The following is a 19,121-nucleotide window of genomic DNA, read 5'->3' on the forward strand; positions in this document are numbered from 1 at the left end:
TTGTGCATTTTGAACTAAAAAGTAAATTTAAACATCAGTTCGAGTGATTTTGAGCTACGAAAAATCGTATCGAGAACATATTTAGAGCAAAAATTCTATTCTCGATACAAATTTTTCTTATTTTCAATCGAAAAATTTACTCGAATTGACGAATTTTATCAAAATGCACAACGGGTTTAATTTTAAAACATGTCAAATCATGAAAATGAAAACAAAGCCATGTATCAAACTAGGAGTTTTACTCTTTGGCGTATCTTTGTTCTTATGGAACTGTATAGAAGAAGATTTTATGAATCCTCAAAACACTGTTGCGTCTAAAAAGTTTACCTACACTTTAGAGAAAATGACTTATCAGGAATTGCTTGCAGATAAAGAAATCAAACAATCATTACCTTTGATTGAGCGAAGATTCTCTAACACACAACAACAAAACACCTACAGTAGAACTTTTACTGAAGTTGCCGATGGTTTAACTATTTTTACCGATGAAATTAACAGGATTGTTATAGATGATGTCATTACCTGGACATTTCAAACACAAAGCCCTGTTTTGGAAACCTCTGATTTTGAGAATTTCTTAGTCAAAAAACACAATGGCGTGTTTACCTATTTTTTGGTCTCTTATGAGTTCACTGATCTTACCGATTCCGAAACGTTGTATGAGAAAGCCACTTCGTATGTGATTTCCGAAGAATACTTAAATCTGGACGGCCTTAACCTGTCTTCCAGAGATGCTTTTGACTGGGTTTTTCCGAATGACGGTGGTGGTACGGGTAGCGGTCCTTGTGAAGGTATTTTGGTATATGACCAGTGTAATTTGGGAGGCAATGCAGACGGACACTTGCCAGCTTTACAAGATGATCGCATTTCTTACTGTAGCGGCAGTCCGCTGTTGTATATAGATTTTTCACACTGTGAAAACTACGGTGTTCCAGACAGCCCTGTGGGAGACCCACTGGGAGGGGATGATGGCTCGGGAGGAGATCAGCTTATTGGCGGAGGTGGAGGAGGAGGAAACTCCGATGGTGATGGAGATACGACGCTTACGGCTCCTGTTGAGTTAGCAGACCCCAGATGTACTCCAGGGAGTGGAAAGGTAATGATAGATGAAGTCTGTGTATGCCCTCCCGCTTCAAATAAAATTGAAGATGCAGACGGAAATTGTGTATGCCCAGAGGGCAAGGTAGAGAACCACCAGGGAATCTGTGTAGACAAATGCGAAACGACCAAAGAAGACCTAAAAAAAGTATTTACAGATACCGATGAAGATATTTTAGAAGACATAGCCGATGCCATTAACACACACGGAAAAGATTATGGCATTGACACTGATGAAAAACTACAGCACTTTTTGGCACAAGCTGGGCATGAAAGTAGTTTTGCTCCTGCTAATAAAGACGAATTTGAAGCTTTTGAAGAAAACCTGAATTACAGATGGGCCAAGTTAGGAACTAAGAATTATTGGGATGAATACTTTAATACTATCGCCAGCCCTACGGCAGACTCTACAAAAGCAAACCCTAACGATTATAAACGAGATTCTACATCTGTATATGTAAACAAACAAAAATTTGCGAATAGGGTCTATGACGATGCTTACAGAGGTGCTAAGAATAAATTAGGAAATACAGATACTGGAGATGGTTATAAATTTAGAGGGAGAGGAATTATACAATTAACAGGAGAATATAATTACCAACAGTTCACTACGCATTATCAAAACAGGTATAGCAGTACAAAAGATTTTACTACCAATCCAGGTTTGGTTGCTTCTGATAAAGAAATTGCAGTAGTTAGTGCCTTGTGATTTTATCAGAATAAAGTAGATTCTAATAGTATAACTGCAACCACTACAGTAAAAAAAGTAACCCGACTAATTAACGGAGGTGAAAAAGGTCTACCGCATAGAAAATCACTTTTTAATAAAGTAAAAGATTCCATAAAATGTAACTAAAAATTAATATATCATGAAAAAAACAATCAATAAAGCAGTATTAAAAATTGTAGGGATAACAATAATAATTGTAATAGCAGGGTTCACCATATATCAATCCCAGTGGTTACAAGATAGAAAACAAAATATTATTGGTACTTGGGCTTGTGATAGCGCACCTAATTGGAAACTTGAATTTACCGATAGCGGAATTTGTTTTTGGCATTCTTCAGATGGGACAATAGAAGAATTCACTTACTCTATTAGTAGTGAATTTGCGCCTAATGGTTCTGAACATACTTTTCTCAAATTAATTGCCGTAAGTAGTGATGTATATGATCCAGGAGAGGTTGTAGAATACGCTATAAACAGTCTGGGAGATGATAAAATGACTTTAGAAACTATACAGCCAAAACTCAGTTATATCTATTTTACAAGAGAATAAAATTTATGGGTAGTATATAAATTATGCTACCCTTTCTTTAATGATTTAAAAATGGTGAAAAAACAAATTTTAAAAATAGCGGCAATAGGATTGCTTTTTATGAGTACTGCGGGATTTTTATTTTTTCAACAATCCACTTTAGTGCAAGAAGAAAAACAACTAATTATAGGTACTTGGGTTGTAGATGATGATGCCAATTACAAAATTAAATTCGAAAGTAATGGTACTTGCTATAAATATTACACTGGAGAACCTACTCAGGAATTCACTTACTCTATTAATAGTGAATTTGCGCCTAATGGTTCTGAACATACTTTTCTCAAATTAATTGCCGTAAGTAGTGATGTATATGACCCAGGAAAGGCTGTAGAATACGCTATAAACAGTCTGGGAGATGATAAAATGACTTTAGAAACTATACATCCAAAAGTTGGCTATACTCATTTTACCAAACAATAAAATTTTAAAGGCAGTTCAATTATACTAGCAGCAAGGCAAGGAAAAGGCCACGTATGGCACGGGAACGCTCAAAGAATTAAGTTCTAAACCCGCAGGCGAGTTTGGGAGAGTGATTTCCGATACAGAATCTTGAAAGAATGCGGCTTTTTTATCTTAAATATTCAAAATCCCCGACAGTGTCGGGGATTTTCGATTTGGCTTGATCTCGCTAAGCATGACTGTTCATAATATTTACAAAGGTCAGAGGTTGTCTGACAAATTCAAATTTTCTCAACCTCATGAAGAAAAACATTGAGCCAATAGGTATAAAAATTAGTCTTTTTGAATAAGACGCTGTGAAGATGTTTGTTTTTTAACAATCGCACCCCAAACCAAAAAATTTGGGTTTCATCTATAAAAAATGTTCTGAAATTTTTGTTCCGTGATTTATAAAAAGCTCCTGTTGTTTACTTTTTTTCCCTATGCAATTATCTGATTTTGTGACATCATTCAAACAGTTCGCTCTCTATGAAAAGAACCTGACCAAACCCTACATAAAGGATATTATCGCCATGGTCTATCTTTTGGAAGACCAAACCGACTGCGAAAATCTAAAAGATTATAATACGCAAACCATTGCTTATTTTATGCAGTCTATGACCGAAAAACGTCTTTGGTCTCCTAAAACCTTTCGAAACTATCGCCAAAACCTCAAAACCTTTTTTGATTTTCTGATTAGGCAGGAGTATTTCAAAACCAATCCTGTAAATGCTATCGCTAAACCACGACTCCCGAAGCATCTGCTTCGCTGTTTGACCAAAAATCAAATACAGAAACTCATTGCCGAAATTCATACCTTTAGTTGGACATACCCCTTGGAGCATTGGCGCAATATGGCTATTATATTTATGTTCTTCTATACTGGTATTCGTATGAGTGAACTCCTGAATTTAAAAAATCAGGATATTAATTTTGAAGAAAGCGAATTTTACGTCCGCCAGGGAAAAGGGAGCAAAGATCGCACGGTTCCACTGCATCCTAAACTCGTCCCCATCTTAAAATTCTATCTGGGCAAGCGTAATGAGCGCTTGCCTGTTTCTTCGTACTTATTTACTAGTGTACGTTCTTGCAAAGCTCTTACACCAAAAAATCTGTATGCGATTTTCAAAAAACTATCTATCAAATGCGGTTTCAAGATGACCCCACACATGCTCCGACATACTTTTGCCAAGTTGTCTTTAGAAGCCAATTTAAACCCTTATGACTTAAAAACAATTCTAGGACATTCCCATATTTCCACAACGGAAATTTATATGAGTATGGATAACGAAAATATCAAGCGTAATTTCAATAAAACCGAGCTATTTTAGTGGGTGTTTGTTTATTTCACTTTTGAGGTGTTCGACGGTAGCACCCAAATATAAAGCAGTTGTTTCAATGTTGCTATGACCCATCATTTCAGCCAAATCTCGAATATTGACTCCGCTCTGTAACATCAAAGTTGCAAACGTATGTCGGAGCATGTGTGGGTGGAAATAGATACCTGATTTTTGTTTGACTTTGGCAAAAAGACGTTTGATAACATTATAACCTAATGGGCTTTGTCCCCGTGTTCCCACAAAAAAATAAACACTGTATGGATTGATACATTCTCGCTGTTTAAGGTATGGCATAAGATATCCCGTAAGGCTCTCACAAATAGGAACCGTAAGATCCTTGTCTCCTTTACCAGAAAATACGCTTATTAAACCTGTTTTGAAATTAACATCGGAGAGTTTTAGATGCACCAATTCCTTAAAACGAAGACCAGCGTACATAAACATAGCAAAAATAGCCACGGCACGTTGGCGTTCGTGACTACAGGTATAAGAATACGTTTTGGCACAACTTAAAATGAGTTGAGCTTGCTCTAAGGTAAGGTGTTTTGGAATCCTGTTTTTAGACAATTTAGGCTTAGGGATTTGTTTAGCTGGGTTCTGAGCAATAATATTTTTCTCTACACACCAGTTCAAAAAAACACTTATTGCCATCAGTAAGCCGTGATGTGTCTTGATAGACCAATTTCTCTGAGTACGCCCCCAAATCAGCCAATTTTCAATGGTATCCACATCTATTTGAGAAATTTCAGAAACCGAAGAATATTTCAAAAATGAATTGAAACTATTTTTGTGCCACTGAATAGTGGCCAATGAAAGCCTTTGAATTTGAAGTTTATAATCACAAAAACGATTGTGTAGCATTTGAACAGAATACATAGCCTATTGAGGGTTAAAAGGTATAGATCAATAGGTCGTCAATGAATACTTTATTTGTTCAAATGCTTGTTTTTTGTTGTTGTAGTAAGGAAATGGTGGGTCGGGTGAGGATTGAACTCACGGCCAATTGGTTAAAAGCCGCTAATTCCTTGCCTAAAATCTCCTAAACATGCATTGCAATTGAGTATTCATAGGTTTTGACTTCGTTCTTTAGATAAAGCCAGCGACCCATTGGTATCATTCTATTGCCTGCTTGTGATATGTCAAAGAAAACCTGTTTTTACGGTAATAACAAAACTTTACAAAAAATCGACAATTAAAAATTTTTAACTTTGCAAAAGCACGAACAACAGTAGTGCTGTAAAATATTAAAGTTAAAGCGTTCGCTTTTACTCTGAATCCAAAAATCGCCAATTTTTAGAAATCCATGAGAGTAAAATGATTCGAATGCTTACGCTACGGCGTGGGCTTCGTCTATTCGTGGATGGGTGTTTGGCGATACCTTGGATACAGTAGGTGACTGTCTCACGCTTCTTTTTTGTAAAAATGTTAACTGCTCTTGGAGTGACAGCAAGGGTATAAAACATTTTTATCATGAAAAAAATCTTTTTTTCCTAGTCCTATTTATTTGTGGATTTTCAATTCAAGCCCAACAAAAGTCCAAATCAGCCTCAAAAACAATCATTCAAAAAGATTCTGTGCCATTGTTTTACGGATTAACTGCCAAAAAACTCCTGTCGCTGTCTGTTCCCGAAGGCAAAGCTCTGATTAAAAAACATGGGATTACAGTTGAAGATTATTTCGTGGCTCGTTTAGATGCTAAAAATTATTTGCTCGAACAAAAAATTAAAAAGGATAGTATCAAATTAGAACGAATCTATGATAGGATTGAACGGAAACTTGGTATGAAGAAAAAGAATGAATGAATTTCTAAAATCTCCTGAAAATTCTCAAAAACCTACTCCCAAAAATAAGACAACAAAAGATTTTCAGAACCATCAAACCAAAGTAAAACAAATCAAAGCTGCGGAACAAGAGCAGTCCGTGACTGATTTTTTACATGAGAATCAAATAAAAAATTCAGAAAAAAACCGTCAGGAAATCAATCAACTTCTGGAGGAAAGACAATTGTTTGACGAGAATTTTTCACTTGAAGATTTGTCTCAGAGAGAAATCCAAAGACTTCGTAAGAATGAAAATTTAAACAAAGGAGAAAATACCTTGGAGAAAAATATTAATCAAGCTCAAACCGCCGAAAATCTCATTGACGAATGGAAAGCAGAAGGATTCAACAATTATGAAATTCTACAAAAACTCCTAAAAGCCCACGAAACAGGGCAAGTAAAATTACTGGTAGAAAAATACCAGCAATTTTCTCAATTTTTTGCCTTGCTCGAAAATAACGGCTTTGGGAGTGATACTGCCATAATTATCACCGTTATTAATCAGTCAAACCTAGATGTATCTTCTCCGAGAGCATTTAACCAAGTTGTCTTTGCGATTTTTGACGATAAAAACATCAGCGAAGCTACCAAAGCAAAGATTGGAAAACACTTCAATCTCAAACCAATTGTGACAGGCGCTGATTTACAAGAGAATCTGTTTACCAAACAAAAACAAATCCGAGAGCAAGAAGAACAGCAAAAAAACTTGGAGAAATCCCTTTCAATACTAAATGAGCAGACCGATCTCACCAAAACTCGGCTTAAAGAGCTCAAAGAAGCTATCCGAGATGAAAAAAACTTCGAGAAAAAACGAAAACTCGAACAACAATACGATGAATTGGAGGAATTACTCAAAAGACTGGAAAAAGATACCCAAACCCAGGAAAAACAGAAATCTGAACTCGAAAACAAAGCTATTTCCGATACTATTTTTGTCCGAGGAGTTACGGCAAATCTGAGAAATGGGGAAATTGTTTTGACCATTCCTAAATCGGAGACCAAAGTAACAGTTCCCAGTCATTTTGATAGCAAAGACATTGCCAAGGTCGTGAATGCTCATTTGATGTATGATTTGTTTCAGAACTACGGCTTGGAATCGTATTTGTTTTATCCGTCTGATTTTACAGGCGATTACCCGACTCAAGCAACGCTTGAGCGAAATAATGCGTTTCTGCACAAACTTGGAGTTTCCTATGATGGACTTATTCTGAAAAACTCAGAAATCATGGATTTACGAAAACTCTTTAATGATCTTATGTTGCCCAATATTTATTACTCAAACTTAACCCAGAAAGAGAATGCGACTCAGCGATTGCAAAAACTCGGTCTATTAGCCAATCGAGAGCTGAATTATCAGAAATTTACTGAAAAACTCCTCTGGACGAAACAGTTTGGAGAACCAGGGCTTAAAAATGCTACTTGAGTCTATGAGCAGGTTAACCCAACAAGTTAATCAAAACAATAAATATTGTGCGATGTAAATAGGGTTTGAATTTCAAAAATAACACGTTATATAATATGCTTCAAGACCATTTTTGAGTGTATCAGTATCTTCTACTTCACAATATCTACTCAAAATAATCGTAGCTACCTGATCTCGAAAATGCCACCCAAGAGAAAACAGAAAAACAAATCCGACAATAACTGTGCAGGTAAAAGATAAAAACGGGCTTTTCATTTTCGAAAGACAAAAACAGGGATATTTTTTCTTCTTTTTTTCTACAAATCAAGAGCCTCATTTAATGAAAACTAGGGGTTTTTTCGACAATGTTTTAGCTCATTTTTTCTACCCTCCTGAAAAGCTAAAATATCATGTTCAAAAAAGACTCTTCCACCAGAAGTTTTCTGATGAGGAATTTCATATCTGGTAATCAGGTAATTGAATCGCTGTTTTGAAATACCCAACAAACGAGCAGCATCTTTGTGACCGAGGACTTTTGGATTGTGCATATTAGTTTATTTTCAAAAAATCATAGACTAATATTTTTTCCGTCTGTATTTCATTTTGTCTTTTCTGGCTTCTTGGAATGCAATAATGTCTTCTTCAAAAAACACTCGCCCAGCGGAAGTCATTTGATGTGGAATTGAGTAGTGTTTGATTAAAACACCCAAACGTTGTTTAGAAATTCTAAGAAAATCTGCCACATCGCCAAAAGCCAATATTTTTGGTCTATCCATAATTTTAATGGTATTCGAAAAACTACCAAGAAATAGTTGCATGGAATGAAATAGCTTGGTATGATAAAACCAAATGCCTTTACCGCCTTTTACTGCAAATGATTTTGATGAAGTTATCAAACACCTTTGTGATGCGGATAATGTTTTTGACCATCGGGAAAAGTCAAAACACTATGAATTTATCCAACGTTTGGTTGCTTTGCTCTATGATTGGTGTGATGAGGAGAAGAAACAGCTTTAAAATCAGCCCAAAAGAGCCTGATATTTTCCTTTATTGATCCAAATCCCATCTAAAAACAAATTCCTTTTTTGCACCAATTCAACGTACTCCCCAAGAAATATTCTGGATAGTCCATATTTTTTTCTATCCTCTCTGTAAGTGTTTTCAGATGTGTTTCGCGTTCTGTCACAGTAAGTATTTGAAATGTTTCCGCATTGGTACCAATCTGTTCTTGCCAGTCATTGGATTGGAGAAATTTCTCATAGATTCTGTACTTATATAACAGAGAGCCTTTTGGAATGGTATCAAACTGCCCTCCAATAGCTTCAATGCCGCTATCAATTTCTACCATAAACACTCTTTGAATATCAGTTTGAACATTGCGTAAAACAAAAATCAAATCAGGAATAATAGAGACCCTGCCCAAAGTGAGTTTGGTTTCGGTAACATATTTTTTGCCGACTTGTTTTTGTCCTGCCTCGGTTAACACTGTTTTGAGCTTAATAGTAGGCAAGTGCAAAATATCCTGGTCTAGTTTGATCTGGAAATCCACCAGACATTTACGATGATAATAATGATTGATTGAAGAAAAAGGCTTTGTCACCAGGGATTTGGCATAGGTCTGATTGTCTGCCTGTTGTTCATTTAGAACAAGCTCCAGTCCTTGTTTTGTTAAATATGACAAGTAGCCAAAATTTAGGTTGTGACTTCTTGGGAGTTTGGCTCGTTTGATATAGCCTTTTCGGTCAAGATATTCTAAGGCTTGTTGGCAGGCACGGAGGGTTTTATCAGCATAAATTAAACGGTAAATTTGCTCTGTACACAGGTATTTATATCGAGCTAAAAAGACTAATAAACGGGTATGTTTGGTACTTAAGATATTCATAGGATGTCTTTGATTTTAGGGAGCTCAGTTTTCGGTTTGTTGACCTTAGAGACATCGCCTTTTTCGGTTTTTGGAGGCTCAACGGTTTTGGTATAGTAATTCTGTAAATTATGGTTTAATCGCTTACGATGTTGTTCTGGGCTGATATAGCAACTGCCTTTTTTTCCAACCAGAAAATCGTATACCTGAATTACAATCGGGTCATGGGCTCCCACTTTGACAATAAAGCGACCTTTCCCAAGTTTTGGGGTCTGTTTGCCTTTGAAATTCATCTCTTTGCTCATCTTCTCATAGTCTTTGTAACTACTGTAGCCAAGGCACTTGATGTTGGTGTTGGCAAGAATAGAATCTTTAAGGCGTGAATTCTGAACCTGTCCTAAAAATTGATTTGCTAATGTGATATGAAGTGCATATTTCCTTGCTTCACTTAATATTTTATCAATGCGTTCGGTAAGGTAGTTCTGACATTCGTCGATGTAACCCATCCATGGTTTGCGAAATTGCACAGGAATTCTCTCTTTTTGGAGTGCCAGAGTGGTGAGTTCCGCCATAATAAAACTGCCAAGCATTTTACTGCCTGATTCTCCTAATTTTCCTTGTGAGAGATTAAAAAGCAGACACTTTCCTTGATTCAATGATTTTTGGAGATCAAACGAACTCTCTTTGCAGTCAAATATCTTTGCCACGTGATAATTAGCCAGTGCATTTTCAAAACGGGTTAAAATTGAGGCTTTGGTGATCTCAAGTCGTCTCTCATTAAATTCATGTTCAAAAAATAGTCGCACCGATTCGGAATAATGCTTTTTTCCCAATAGTTCGTATGCCTGACTTGTTGGAGGTCTTAAAAAACGCAAAAAATCTCGTAGATTCATTCCTTTATGAGAAAGTAAAACTTGCATACAGTTAAAAATAATGCGCTCCATATTGGGCGAGAATTCCTGCGCCATTATGATTGAAAAAGCGTTTAGTAGTTCCTGTGATTTTACCGATACAAAGGCTTGTTTGACTGCATTAGGGCTATCATAGTATTGATGTTGGAGCGGATTAAAACGAAAATAATACCCGAGTTTACCCCCAAACGGGGGATAGATAAAGTATTTTATCATCTTTCCCTTTGAATTGTGATATTTCTGAGGCTAAATCGCCGTGAGGATCGAGCAAAAAACACCCTTTTCCATTCTGTAAATCAGAGTACATAAATAGTTTTATAAGCTCAGATTTGCCAGAGCCTGCTCCACCAAGTATCTGTACATTTCGCTGGCGATTCCCAAATGGAAATAAGGTCTTAAACCCTCCTTTGGTAAAAAAAAATACCTCTGGACGAAATTTAGTTTCCAGAAATTGAGCCTTATAAATGGCAATTTCTGCATTGATTTGGCTGAGTGATAGTTTTTTTTCATCAGGAGCTGGGTTTTGAGACATATATGTTAATCTCAACTGTGAAATTGTTAGAACGAATTTGAATTTTTTTTCTTTCTCTCCAAGCTCATAGCTAAATCGCCACCGAATTGCTGAGGGGATACTTTGTTTAAATTCATCAATTCGGGCTTTGCCCTGATGTGATTCTTGATTGTACCAATGAATCAGATAATCGCAGAGATCGTTCTGATCTCGAGCGGCTTGTAACAAGGTTTCGGGTTCAATGGAAAACGTTCCTATCTCCAGGGCGTTTGCTTGTTCTGATTTACTTATAAACGGTTCAAGGGGCAGACGTCCGTAGACTTGTTTTAGATAGCCTAAAAAATTGTATTTAGAGTTTTTTTTCAATGTGTTGTTTTATAAATTTTTCTAGTAAATCGCATTCTTTTTGTAGTTTTTGATATTGGGCAAGGTTGACAGAATTTTTTTTGAGACGATCTAATTCCTGCTCGACTTTGCGCAATTGACCCGCCAAAATTACATTAGCCCGCTCGGCAGCTCTTATTTCTGATTCTAAAGATTTGCCGTAAAAGGAATATTTTCGTCTGTAAGAAGCTCGTGGTCGAAACAATAGAATCAGGAGAATCAGGCTAACGGGAATGATAATATAATCGATCATTTTTTTACATTTTTTAGATTCTTCATTTGGATTTCATCAGGGCTTCGTTAGCGCTTCATTGAGGCTCTTTCTAATGAAGCTCAAAAACGCTGTAAAGTCACATTATATCTGTGTTTACTATCTTTTGTTTGTCTTGAATAACCTCCTTGCGAGGTAAATACAGACGTGTAGTGTCTGTATTTCCGCTCGCTCGTCGGTTAGCCTTGCGGATTCCAGGGAGAGTGCCAAGGCACTCTCCCTGGAATCCTCGCACGTGAACCTTATTATTTAAAAATTTTTTTGAGTACATATTTCTGGTATTTTGAATGCTTTTTTTCAATCTAAAATTTGAAATATATGTTCTCTATTTATTTGATATTTATCTCTCACTTTAGCAATACTATCCAATGAAAGAATTGAATAGATTCAACTACCCAACACCCAAGCACAAATAAAATCTCCTTTGAACTGAAAAACTCTTCGTAAATTTTTTTTGCCCTATAAATGTTGATGGTGTTTGAAGATGATTTTTCAACCTATCTTTTTTCGAGCGTATTTCAAATTATGCTTGCGATTTTTCTGGAAAGCCTCAATGTCTGATTTAAGAAAAACCATTCCTGAGCTTAAAACCGCATGGGGAATATTGTAGAGTTCTACCAATTCCCTTAAACGTGCATATTTAATACCTAAATATTCACACGCGTCCCCACTTCCTAAAAGATGTAATTTTTCTATATCCATGGCTACTCGACCAGATTTCGATCTAAATATTCAATGAGCGAATCGTACTGATACATAATACCTCTGGATGAGGTCATGGAATAACGGATTTCGTCGTTATTTCTGAGTTGCTGTAATTTACTAATACGCACCCCCAAAGTTTCCATCGCTGCTTTTGGAGTGACATATTTTGGGTGTCTGTTGGCGTTATATCGGTCAAATGCTTTCTCAATTGTTTGCTGTATATCGGCAATCAATTCGTCTTGATTGACTACCACCATTTTTTGTGATTTCATATTTTATTTTTTAGGTTGCATCTATAGTTTCGATTTGTGTTAGATCACGCTGTAAGCGTTCTCGCATAATTTTAAAATTGGCTAGATCAAGCTCAAAACCGATAAAATCTCGCTTCATAGTTCGAGCTACCAGTGCCGTTGTACCAGAACCACAAAACGGGTCACAGATTAAATCACCAATCTGTGAATGTTGTTCAATCATTTTTTGAATGAGTTCTTTGGGTTTTTGGGTAGGATGGACTTTGGTTCCATTAGTATATTTAGCCTCATTGCCAAAGCTATGGTTTCGCCATATATTTGAACCCCCGAGATGTAATTTTGTATTGGAGGTATGAAACAAAATCAACTCATGGCAGTAAGAGTAAAAAGATCCTGGACCAGAAAGTTTATCCCATATAATGAGATTTTTGGCAGATAAAACAGAGTCAAATAAGGGATAATAAAAGGCATACCCTCGCCAATCGGTAAAATAGAATACCACTCCATCAGGACGCAATATGCGTTTGAACTCTTTAAAAAGTTCTAGAAAAAAAGGCTTGCAAATTGCTAAATCGACAAAAGAACCTTTGCTCCCATTATGGGTCATGCCCAAAAAATAAGGCGGGTCAGCAATAATAAGTGTTACAGAGTTGCTTTGAATCTGTTTGATTCCGTCCAAACAGTCCATTTGGTAAATTGTGTTCGCTTTCATAGTGTGTGGAATTTTATGTTTTTGGTTTGAAAAATTGTTAGAAATACTGTTTTCCAGTAATACGAGATATAAGAAAACGTAGTGGCTTGATTGGTCATGCTCACGGGCAGATAGCAATCAACTTGTAAATCAGGATAAGAAGATTTAGAAAGTCCAAAATCTTTGATAATATTATTAGCATCTACGATGCCTTTTTTTTCTGCCTCAGATTTGGAACGCAAATAGAGTTTTCTTCGGGGGGAATATTCGAGCATATCGCTGAGATAAATTACTTGTAAGTTTCCGCTAAGCTGTAACTCTTCAAAAATTCTTGGGATTGATGCTAAAATATGCGTTTCGTTACTTTTGGGAACCTCTGTTTTAAAAACATTTAAAACTTTGCTATTGGCGATATTGCCACTGTTTTTTTGCAGATAGGAAAGAATCACTTGGTCGTCACTAGAATTAATGCGCTGTAAAAGCATTTTTTTTAAGATGGTTTCTCTTTTTTTGATTTGCTCTGCAGTGGGTTTTACCGATCCGCTTTTGTCGTCAAAAATAAGGGTGGTTTGGGCGTTTAGTGAAAACACCCAAAAAATGGAGATAATGATTGGAATTTTTTTCATGATTTCTCTGGTTTTTCGGATTTATAAAGATTGTTGTATTCTTCTTCGCTTAAAATTGGTTCGGTTGGTTGTTCGATTTCTTCACTATTTTTTTCTTCTTTTTTTTCTGTTTCAACTTTAAATACTTCTGTCTCGGGTAATTTTTCCTCAGGTGTTCCCTGTTTAGAGTCTTGGGCTTCTATGTTTTTTAGGTCAGCCTCAGCCTTTACCTCTTCTATGATTGATTCGATGTCTTGAAAAGCATCTGTTTTTTCAGGATTGATGAGTTCCTCTGCGGTTGGACTCATCACTTGTAGACATTCCAAAGCCTGATACCTGCCTAATTGAAATAAATAATCTCCAAGAATCTCACGAGCTTTACGCTGAACCGATAAATAGTGCTGATAATCAGTTTTGACCGCCACGATCTGATGAGCGCATCGCTCGTATTTGTGTTTGTATTTCAAAACTTTGGCAACCGTCAATTTGACTGATAAAAGGAGAGCCGAAGTAAGCAAGGCAATAAAACCTGCCAAGATGTAGAGCAAACGAGCAAGAAAATTTTCTAACTCAGAAGGTGTTGATAGCGTATTTTCAATTTGCTTTACTTTTTGCTCTTGGGTTTGAAGTTCGTTTTGTAAATCCCCATCTTCAGGATTGGTAAAAGCAGTCATTTGGAGATTTCCCAGATTTTCAATTTCAAGCTGATATCTGTTTTCGAGTTTGTGGTACTGATACTGCTCAAAGTTTAAAAACCCTGTTGCTAGAACATACAGAGCAATTGCCACAAGATAGACTTTGAATACTATAGGGATAAAACGCCTATCAGATTGAAGAAATAACTTGATAGGGGCGTAAAAATAAATTCCTAATAAGAAGCTCACGCCTAGAATGGTAAGTGCAAAGAGCCAACTTTTGAGTTCTGCCAATCCCAGTAAATTTTCGGCAATATTTTGGAAAACGGTAATTTCGGCGGCTAATGCTGAGATGTAAGCTATCAAAATAATCACAACTCATGTTGTGGTAATAGCCGATAAGATATTTTTTTCTTTTACCCCTTGGCCTTGCTGATAGTTTGAATTATCAGAAATAATTTCTGGAAATACTCTGAACTGAGTAACTTCACGGATAAGGCGAGAAAATTCTTCATAGGAAAGTTTGTTGATCGCATTAGAAAGTTCGCTAATTACTTTTGAAGAAATTCCAAGATTTTTTAATGAGGGGGATACATTAATTGGTGAGATATAGCCCTCTTTTAGGTTTTCATACTCGTGCGGTTCATCATCATCAAAGACTGGAACTTTTAAATCGTGATTTTGATCTTCCTTGGCAACTGCCTTTTTGGTATGCTTATCTATCAGGGTTATGAGTTTATAGTAAGCATTTTCCGCTTCAATCTTTGCTTTCAAAAGATATTTCCACTTGTTATGCAGAAAACTGAGTTTGGCTTGATTCTTTAGATACAAAGAGTGTGCAATTGATAAAAGTTTGAAGTGATTGCGTTTTCGAAACCTTTGAAAAAACCAAAAATCTTTTTTCCCAAATAATTTGTCAAAATCCAAGGATAGACTTATTAATGTCTCCCTAGTGAATGTGAGTAAAAAAGCAATGACTGCCGAGATGTTTTCTTGTGAGTCTTTTGTGTTCATAGGATTAGATTTTTAAAAGTGAATTGAAATGTTTTTTTATGCTTAATAGTGCTTGCCATTCCATGTTGCGCCGATTTATAAAATCTCTGTGATAAATCGACACAAAAAAATCTGTCCAAGGCTCAAAAACAATACCTGCTGAGATTTGGGCTTCTTTTAAAATGTTTTGGAGTAAAAGCAGTTTTATAATAAGTGGCAAAGTGGAGCGAAAAAAAACTCCTTTGAATCTTTGAAATTCTTTGATGCCTTGAAATGGGAAAAAGATGACTTGTTCAAAAAAATCGACATCACTCGGTGCAAACTTCAAAAGAAGATAATCAACTTGCTCTTGTGGGATGAGTTGTTCTGGTTTTTCAAAGGAGAAATTAAGGCGGTAGATTTTTTCTCCAAACTTTTGTTTGATTGCTTTGGAAAGGAGGTTTTTGTAATTTATTGGATTCATATTTTCTCTAAAATTTTTTGGGAATTTCAGAAAAGTAAAATGAGTCATATGCACAGAAAGGAACGTTAGAATGCACACTTAGAAATGCACTAGAAAATAAAAGACTTATCTAAATCCAGTATTTATAAGGCTTTAAAAGAAATAAAAATTCCTCTAAAAAAAATTTAATCTTTTTTTGTATTCGTATTATCTTTCGTTAAAAAATCCTCTAATCCTTGAGGAATTTTACCTGAACGATGAATAAAATACCCTCTAGGGATTTCAGTTTTTAAAAAACTTTTTGAAAATCGATCGCTTGGATTTGTATCAATAATGAAATGATTTTTTGTTAAGCGTTCTGGGTATTTAAAATCTCCTTTCCAATATAAACTAGGCTGTTGTTTTCCTATCATTTGAATTATTGATTTTGAGGGTAAATGAACAAAATATTGATTAGATGCAAACCCATAAAATTCTCGCTTATCATTTCCAAACATCTCTATCCTTGTTTTTACCATCTCTCGTATTTTTTGGCAGATGAACTCTACTCCCTCTTGCTTTATAATTTCGTAGGTATCATTTGTTGCACAAGGAATGCCATCAAAAACGAATTCTCCTTTGCGACGATCTGGAACATATAAAATTTCTGTTTCTAATAATTTAGGCATGACTTTTGCCATATTATTTTTTATCTAAATTTTATCAAGAATTTTAAATGGATCGATATCAAGAATTATTGTGTAAGCATGTTGAACAGCAATTAAAAGTAGACGGATATTTAGAAAAATCCTTAAAGAATCAAGCTGGTTTGATATATCAAGTGGTCGATGGACGCCTTGATTGTTACAAAAAAGAACTCGACCAACAAATACAACAAGAAACTGATACAAAAGAGAAAACTGCCATTAAAAAAAATTTCCTAGATAAATTCATTTCAAAAGAGTTCCATAGTTTTTTAAAAACGATGACTACCAAAAAAAGTGAACGTCGAACTTTATTAAAAAAATGTTTATTGAATCGTGAAACTGCACTTAATAATTTATTATCAGGCAAAAGCATAGAACCTAGAAGCAAAGATTTTTTTTGTGTTTACATCGGTAAAAAAGGTTGGAACGACTTTGTCAATTACTGTATTAGCGTTGAGTCTGACACTGAAGAAGACCTAGATATTGTCTGGAATAAGATAAATAAATCTTTTAAGCGGAATCCCATTGAAGAAATTCAAAAAAAGGAAAAATGGAAACAGATTTCTCAATACTCATCGATTTCTACTTTTTCTCTAATCCTTTTAATCAGTTTTCTACTTCTCTCTAAAAAAGAAGTTAATACATCTTCAACAAATATCGACGGAAATAATAATGTCAATGTTCAAGGAAAAGCTGTCTTTGTAGGAAAACAAGGAGAAACAAGTCAAGAAAGATTAAAGCTCAAAACAGAATTTTATAGGCAATATCAAGGAAATTACAATCTTTTTTTTCTTGAAGAAGGAGATGAAATTACAGCCATTCGTTATGGTGCCAGTAATTTGATGATTAATGAGAAAGGAATTTCATTATTTTATCAGAATTTTCAGAGCAAAAAAATTGTAGAGTCTCCCATGGAGCTTATAGAAGAGATTTCTACAAAAAGTAGTTTTTATTTTCGAGAAATTGCGAGTACTTGGTCTTATATGGCATCATCCCCCCGTATTCTATGATAAAAACAAGTAAAAGTTGAGATATTATTTTTACTAATTTATGCAGCAAATTTAAAAGTATCTACATAGGGTGTTTGTCGTTTGACAACGGCAAACACTCTTGCTATTAATTTGTTTCTAATAATGTTAACGGTACTCATTTTACTTTTGCCTTGTTTTATTCTTTTATGATAGTATAATTTCATTTCTGGGTTATGTTGTATAGCAGAAATAGCGCACATATTAATAATTGCTTTCAATTTTTTATTAGCCAAATGAGAGACTTTTGTACGTCCTTTAATACTAGTTCCAGATTGGTAAGGAAAAGGAGCAACACCACAATAAGAGGCAAACTTTCTCCAGTTTTCAAATTTTGAAAAATTGTCAGTAAACACAATCATCATTATAGCAGTTTGCATTCCTATACCTTTAACACTAGTAACAAGTTTATAGGTTTCTTTTAACATTATATTTTGGTCAATAATAGCTTGCATTTGAGTATTAATCTTGTGTATTTGTTTGGTTAGTTCTGCAATCATTTTTTGTTGAACGTCAAAGATTATTTTATACTCTTTTGCTTTATAAATTCTTTTTTGTTCTTTCAAAGTAACTTTAAAACCAGCTCTTTGTTTGTTAAGTTTTGTCCTTAAAGATAAGAGACTTTTTAGTTGTAATATACTTCTTTTAGGTAGCTTACTGGGTTTAAGTTCTTCTTTTAATCGATACCCATATAGAGCAATGCGTTTGGCATCAATTTGGTCATCCTTTCCACGAGCAATACCAATAGATCTTTTAATTTCTAAACCAGAAGCTATGAAAAAAGATAATTTTTGTTCAGTTAAAGACACAGATAATAAATGAGAGTACATTCCTGTATGTTCAAATACAAACATGGTTTCTTCTTTAGAGAAAGACGAATTTTTAAAACTCCACTTTAGCATTAATTTAAATCCAGATTTACTGTTCTCAAACTGTTGAACAATTTGTTTAGAATAGATACAAACATCAATTAATAATTTACTGACATCGATTCCGATAATTTCATTTGTTTTCATAATTTTGTAATTAGATATTAATAATAGTTACTTAAACTAAGACCTTTAATAAGGGCAGAAACTGAAATTCTATATGGTTCTAAGTAACTTTTAAAAAGAACGGAGACTAATACGGGGGATGGCTCTAAAAAGCTAGCTGGCCGCTAAAGTTCACTCCGTTCTTTTGTGTTTTTGGTTATCAACAAAATAAGAGTTATTAACAAAGAAAAAAAGAAGCAAAAAAAGAAATTTCATCATAACTATTATGTTTTTATTTTAAGTAATTATTTCTATTTGCTAATCTAAAGGATTATCTCTAAAAGAAAAAGTACGTAAGGAATTTTTGTTTCCCTATATTGGAGTTCGGGAAACTTCTTATAAGTCATTTGCCGCTGGAGCTTATGCTATCAAAGTAGAAAACTCCAAAAAATTTATCTTACCAACTAGAATGATTGAAAATTTCAATGTAGATACTCTAAAATACTGGAGAGATTTACCAATCAGTCAAATAGCTTACAACATTAAAATGAATACCGAATTTTCTGGAGAGAAGCTCTATAAGAAATTACACAATGATTTAAAAACTTTGACTGATACTCAAAAACGAGCTGTTTCGCATGTTCTTGAAATTTTGAAAAGTAAAGGCAGACCAATTGAATGGGAAGAGTTTTAGAATTTAAAAGTAACTCCTTTAAATAAAGTCATAAAAAGCCAAAAAAGACCTCAAAATGGATC

General features: G+C 35.0%; 25 protein-coding genes. 9 read left to right on the forward strand and 16 right to left on the reverse strand.

Translation table 11 applies throughout. From position 1 onward, the window contains the following. Positions 1 to 205 precede the first annotated feature (205 nt). The 4 genes from GKR88_18000 to GKR88_18015 all read left to right on the forward strand — a co-directional run bounded on the left by GKR88_18000 (position 206) and on the right by GKR88_18015 (position 4,186). Complete coding sequence (locus GKR88_18000; GenBank protein QMU65982.1) at positions 206 to 1,807, forward strand: hypothetical protein; 1,602 nt, start codon at positions 206 to 208, stop codon at positions 1,805 to 1,807. A 160-nt stretch (positions 1,808 to 1,967) separates the two neighbouring features. Beyond that, positions 1,968 to 2,378 (forward strand): hypothetical protein, encoded by a 411-nt coding sequence (locus GKR88_18005; GenBank protein ID QMU65983.1) that lies wholly within the window; start codon positions 1,968 to 1,970, stop codon positions 2,376 to 2,378. 51 nt (positions 2,379 to 2,429) lie between these two features. Then, the gene (locus GKR88_18010) at positions 2,430 to 2,837 is read left to right on the forward strand and encodes a hypothetical protein (protein QMU65984.1); all 408 of its coding nucleotides are present in this window, start codon (positions 2,430 to 2,432) and stop codon (positions 2,835 to 2,837) included. 461 nt (positions 2,838 to 3,298) lie between these two features. After that, positions 3,299 to 4,186 carry a tyrosine-type recombinase/integrase gene (locus GKR88_18015; protein QMU65985.1) on the forward strand — a complete coding sequence of 296 codons (888 nt, stop codon included), beginning with the start codon at positions 3,299 to 3,301 and terminating at the stop codon, positions 4,184 to 4,186. Here the strand turns inward: GKR88_18015 and GKR88_18020 are convergent. Beyond that, positions 4,178 to 5,071, reverse strand: a complete 894-nt coding sequence (locus tag GKR88_18020) for a tyrosine-type recombinase/integrase (GenBank protein ID QMU65986.1) — start codon at positions 5,069 to 5,071, stop codon at positions 4,178 to 4,180. The two genes, GKR88_18015 and GKR88_18020, sit on opposite strands and share 9 nt — an antisense overlap. A gap of 503 nt (positions 5,072 to 5,574) precedes the next feature. Between GKR88_18020 and GKR88_18025 the strand changes: the two genes are divergently transcribed. Next, positions 5,575 to 5,997, forward strand: a complete 423-nt coding sequence (locus GKR88_18025) for a hypothetical protein (protein ID QMU65987.1) — start codon at positions 5,575 to 5,577, stop codon at positions 5,995 to 5,997. Beyond that, positions 5,990 to 7,438, forward strand: coding sequence for a hypothetical protein (locus GKR88_18030; GenBank protein ID QMU65988.1), 1,449 nt, complete (start codon positions 5,990 to 5,992; stop codon positions 7,436 to 7,438). Before GKR88_18025 ends, GKR88_18030 begins: the two co-directional genes overlap by 8 nt. Positions 7,439 to 7,764: 326 nt before the next feature. Here GKR88_18030 and GKR88_18035 read toward each other — a convergent pair whose 3' ends face one another. Further along, complete coding sequence (locus tag GKR88_18035; GenBank protein ID QMU65989.1) at positions 7,765 to 7,965, reverse strand: helix-turn-helix domain-containing protein; 201 nt, start codon at positions 7,963 to 7,965, stop codon at positions 7,765 to 7,767. Between the two features lie 27 nt (positions 7,966 to 7,992). Continuing rightward, on the reverse strand, positions 7,993 to 8,193 hold the full coding sequence (locus tag GKR88_18040) for a hypothetical protein (protein QMU65990.1): 201 nt from the start codon (positions 8,191 to 8,193) through the stop codon (positions 7,993 to 7,995). 73 nt (positions 8,194 to 8,266) lie between these two features. On the opposite strand from GKR88_18040, the gene GKR88_18045 reads away from it, so the two are divergent. Continuing rightward, positions 8,267 to 8,434, forward strand: a complete 168-nt coding sequence (locus tag GKR88_18045) for a hypothetical protein (protein ID QMU65991.1) — start codon at positions 8,267 to 8,269, stop codon at positions 8,432 to 8,434. Positions 8,435 to 8,483: 49 nt separating this feature from the next. Here GKR88_18045 and GKR88_18050 read toward each other — a convergent pair whose 3' ends face one another. The 12 genes from GKR88_18050 to GKR88_18105 form a co-directional block, all read right to left on the reverse strand. After that, positions 8,484 to 9,299 carry a hypothetical protein gene (locus GKR88_18050; protein QMU65992.1) on the reverse strand — a complete coding sequence of 272 codons (816 nt, stop codon included), beginning with the start codon at positions 9,297 to 9,299 and terminating at the stop codon, positions 8,484 to 8,486. Next, positions 9,296 to 10,405 (reverse strand): hypothetical protein, encoded by a 1,110-nt coding sequence (locus tag GKR88_18055; protein ID QMU65993.1) that lies wholly within the window; start codon positions 10,403 to 10,405, stop codon positions 9,296 to 9,298. Before GKR88_18055 ends, GKR88_18050 begins: the two co-directional genes overlap by 4 nt. Further along, positions 10,368 to 11,066 carry a hypothetical protein gene (locus tag GKR88_18060; GenBank protein QMU65994.1) on the reverse strand — a complete coding sequence of 233 codons (699 nt, stop codon included), beginning with the start codon at positions 11,064 to 11,066 and terminating at the stop codon, positions 10,368 to 10,370. Before GKR88_18060 ends, GKR88_18055 begins: the two co-directional genes overlap by 38 nt. After that, the gene (locus GKR88_18065) at positions 11,050 to 11,337 is read right to left on the reverse strand and encodes a hypothetical protein (GenBank protein ID QMU65995.1); all 288 of its coding nucleotides are present in this window, start codon (positions 11,335 to 11,337) and stop codon (positions 11,050 to 11,052) included. Before GKR88_18065 ends, GKR88_18060 begins: the two co-directional genes overlap by 17 nt. A gap of 510 nt (positions 11,338 to 11,847) precedes the next feature. Next, positions 11,848 to 12,057: a hypothetical protein gene (locus GKR88_18070; GenBank protein ID QMU65996.1), complete on the reverse strand. Its 210-nt coding sequence runs from the start codon at positions 12,055 to 12,057 to the stop codon at positions 11,848 to 11,850. Between the two features lie 2 nt (positions 12,058 to 12,059). After that, on the reverse strand, positions 12,060 to 12,317 hold the full coding sequence (locus GKR88_18075) for a hypothetical protein (GenBank protein ID QMU65997.1): 258 nt from the start codon (positions 12,315 to 12,317) through the stop codon (positions 12,060 to 12,062). A 25-nt stretch (positions 12,318 to 12,342) separates the two neighbouring features. Next, a complete protein-coding gene (locus tag GKR88_18080) occupies positions 12,343 to 13,023 on the reverse strand; it encodes a site-specific DNA-methyltransferase (GenBank protein QMU65998.1) in 681 nt (226 codons plus the stop codon). Beyond that, a complete protein-coding gene (locus GKR88_18085) occupies positions 13,020 to 13,628 on the reverse strand; it encodes a hypothetical protein (GenBank protein QMU65999.1) in 609 nt (202 codons plus the stop codon). The genes GKR88_18080 and GKR88_18085 overlap by 4 nt, the downstream gene beginning before the upstream one ends. Continuing rightward, positions 13,625 to 14,608 (reverse strand): hypothetical protein, encoded by a 984-nt coding sequence (locus GKR88_18090; GenBank protein QMU66000.1) that lies wholly within the window; start codon positions 14,606 to 14,608, stop codon positions 13,625 to 13,627. Before GKR88_18090 ends, GKR88_18085 begins: the two co-directional genes overlap by 4 nt. A gap of 12 nt (positions 14,609 to 14,620) precedes the next feature. Next, positions 14,621 to 15,256: a hypothetical protein gene (locus GKR88_18095; protein QMU66001.1), complete on the reverse strand. Its 636-nt coding sequence runs from the start codon at positions 15,254 to 15,256 to the stop codon at positions 14,621 to 14,623. Between the two features lie 4 nt (positions 15,257 to 15,260). Further along, positions 15,261 to 15,698, reverse strand: a complete 438-nt coding sequence (locus tag GKR88_18100) for a hypothetical protein (protein QMU66002.1) — start codon at positions 15,696 to 15,698, stop codon at positions 15,261 to 15,263. A gap of 164 nt (positions 15,699 to 15,862) precedes the next feature. After that, on the reverse strand, positions 15,863 to 16,357 hold the full coding sequence (locus tag GKR88_18105) for a hypothetical protein (protein ID QMU66003.1): 495 nt from the start codon (positions 16,355 to 16,357) through the stop codon (positions 15,863 to 15,865). Positions 16,358 to 16,392: 35 nt separating this feature from the next. Between GKR88_18105 and GKR88_18110 the strand changes: the two genes are divergently transcribed. Beyond that, a complete protein-coding gene (locus tag GKR88_18110; protein QMU66004.1) occupies positions 16,393 to 17,373 on the forward strand; it encodes a hypothetical protein in 981 nt (326 codons plus the stop codon). A gap of 38 nt (positions 17,374 to 17,411) precedes the next feature. Here the strand turns inward: GKR88_18110 and GKR88_18115 are convergent, their stop codons facing one another. After that, positions 17,412 to 18,407, reverse strand: coding sequence for a transposase (locus GKR88_18115; GenBank protein ID QMU66005.1), 996 nt, complete (start codon positions 18,405 to 18,407; stop codon positions 17,412 to 17,414). Positions 18,408 to 18,729: 322 nt separating this feature from the next. Here GKR88_18115 and GKR88_18120 point away from each other — a divergent pair, with 322 nt between their 5' ends. Beyond that, positions 18,730 to 19,059, forward strand: coding sequence for a hypothetical protein (locus GKR88_18120; GenBank protein ID QMU66006.1), 330 nt, complete (start codon positions 18,730 to 18,732; stop codon positions 19,057 to 19,059). The last annotated feature ends 62 nt before the right edge of the window (positions 19,060 to 19,121 follow it).

This window comes from Flavobacteriaceae bacterium, from assembly GCA_014075215.1.
Lineage (GTDB): Bacteria > Bacteroidota > Bacteroidia > Flavobacteriales > Flavobacteriaceae > Polaribacter.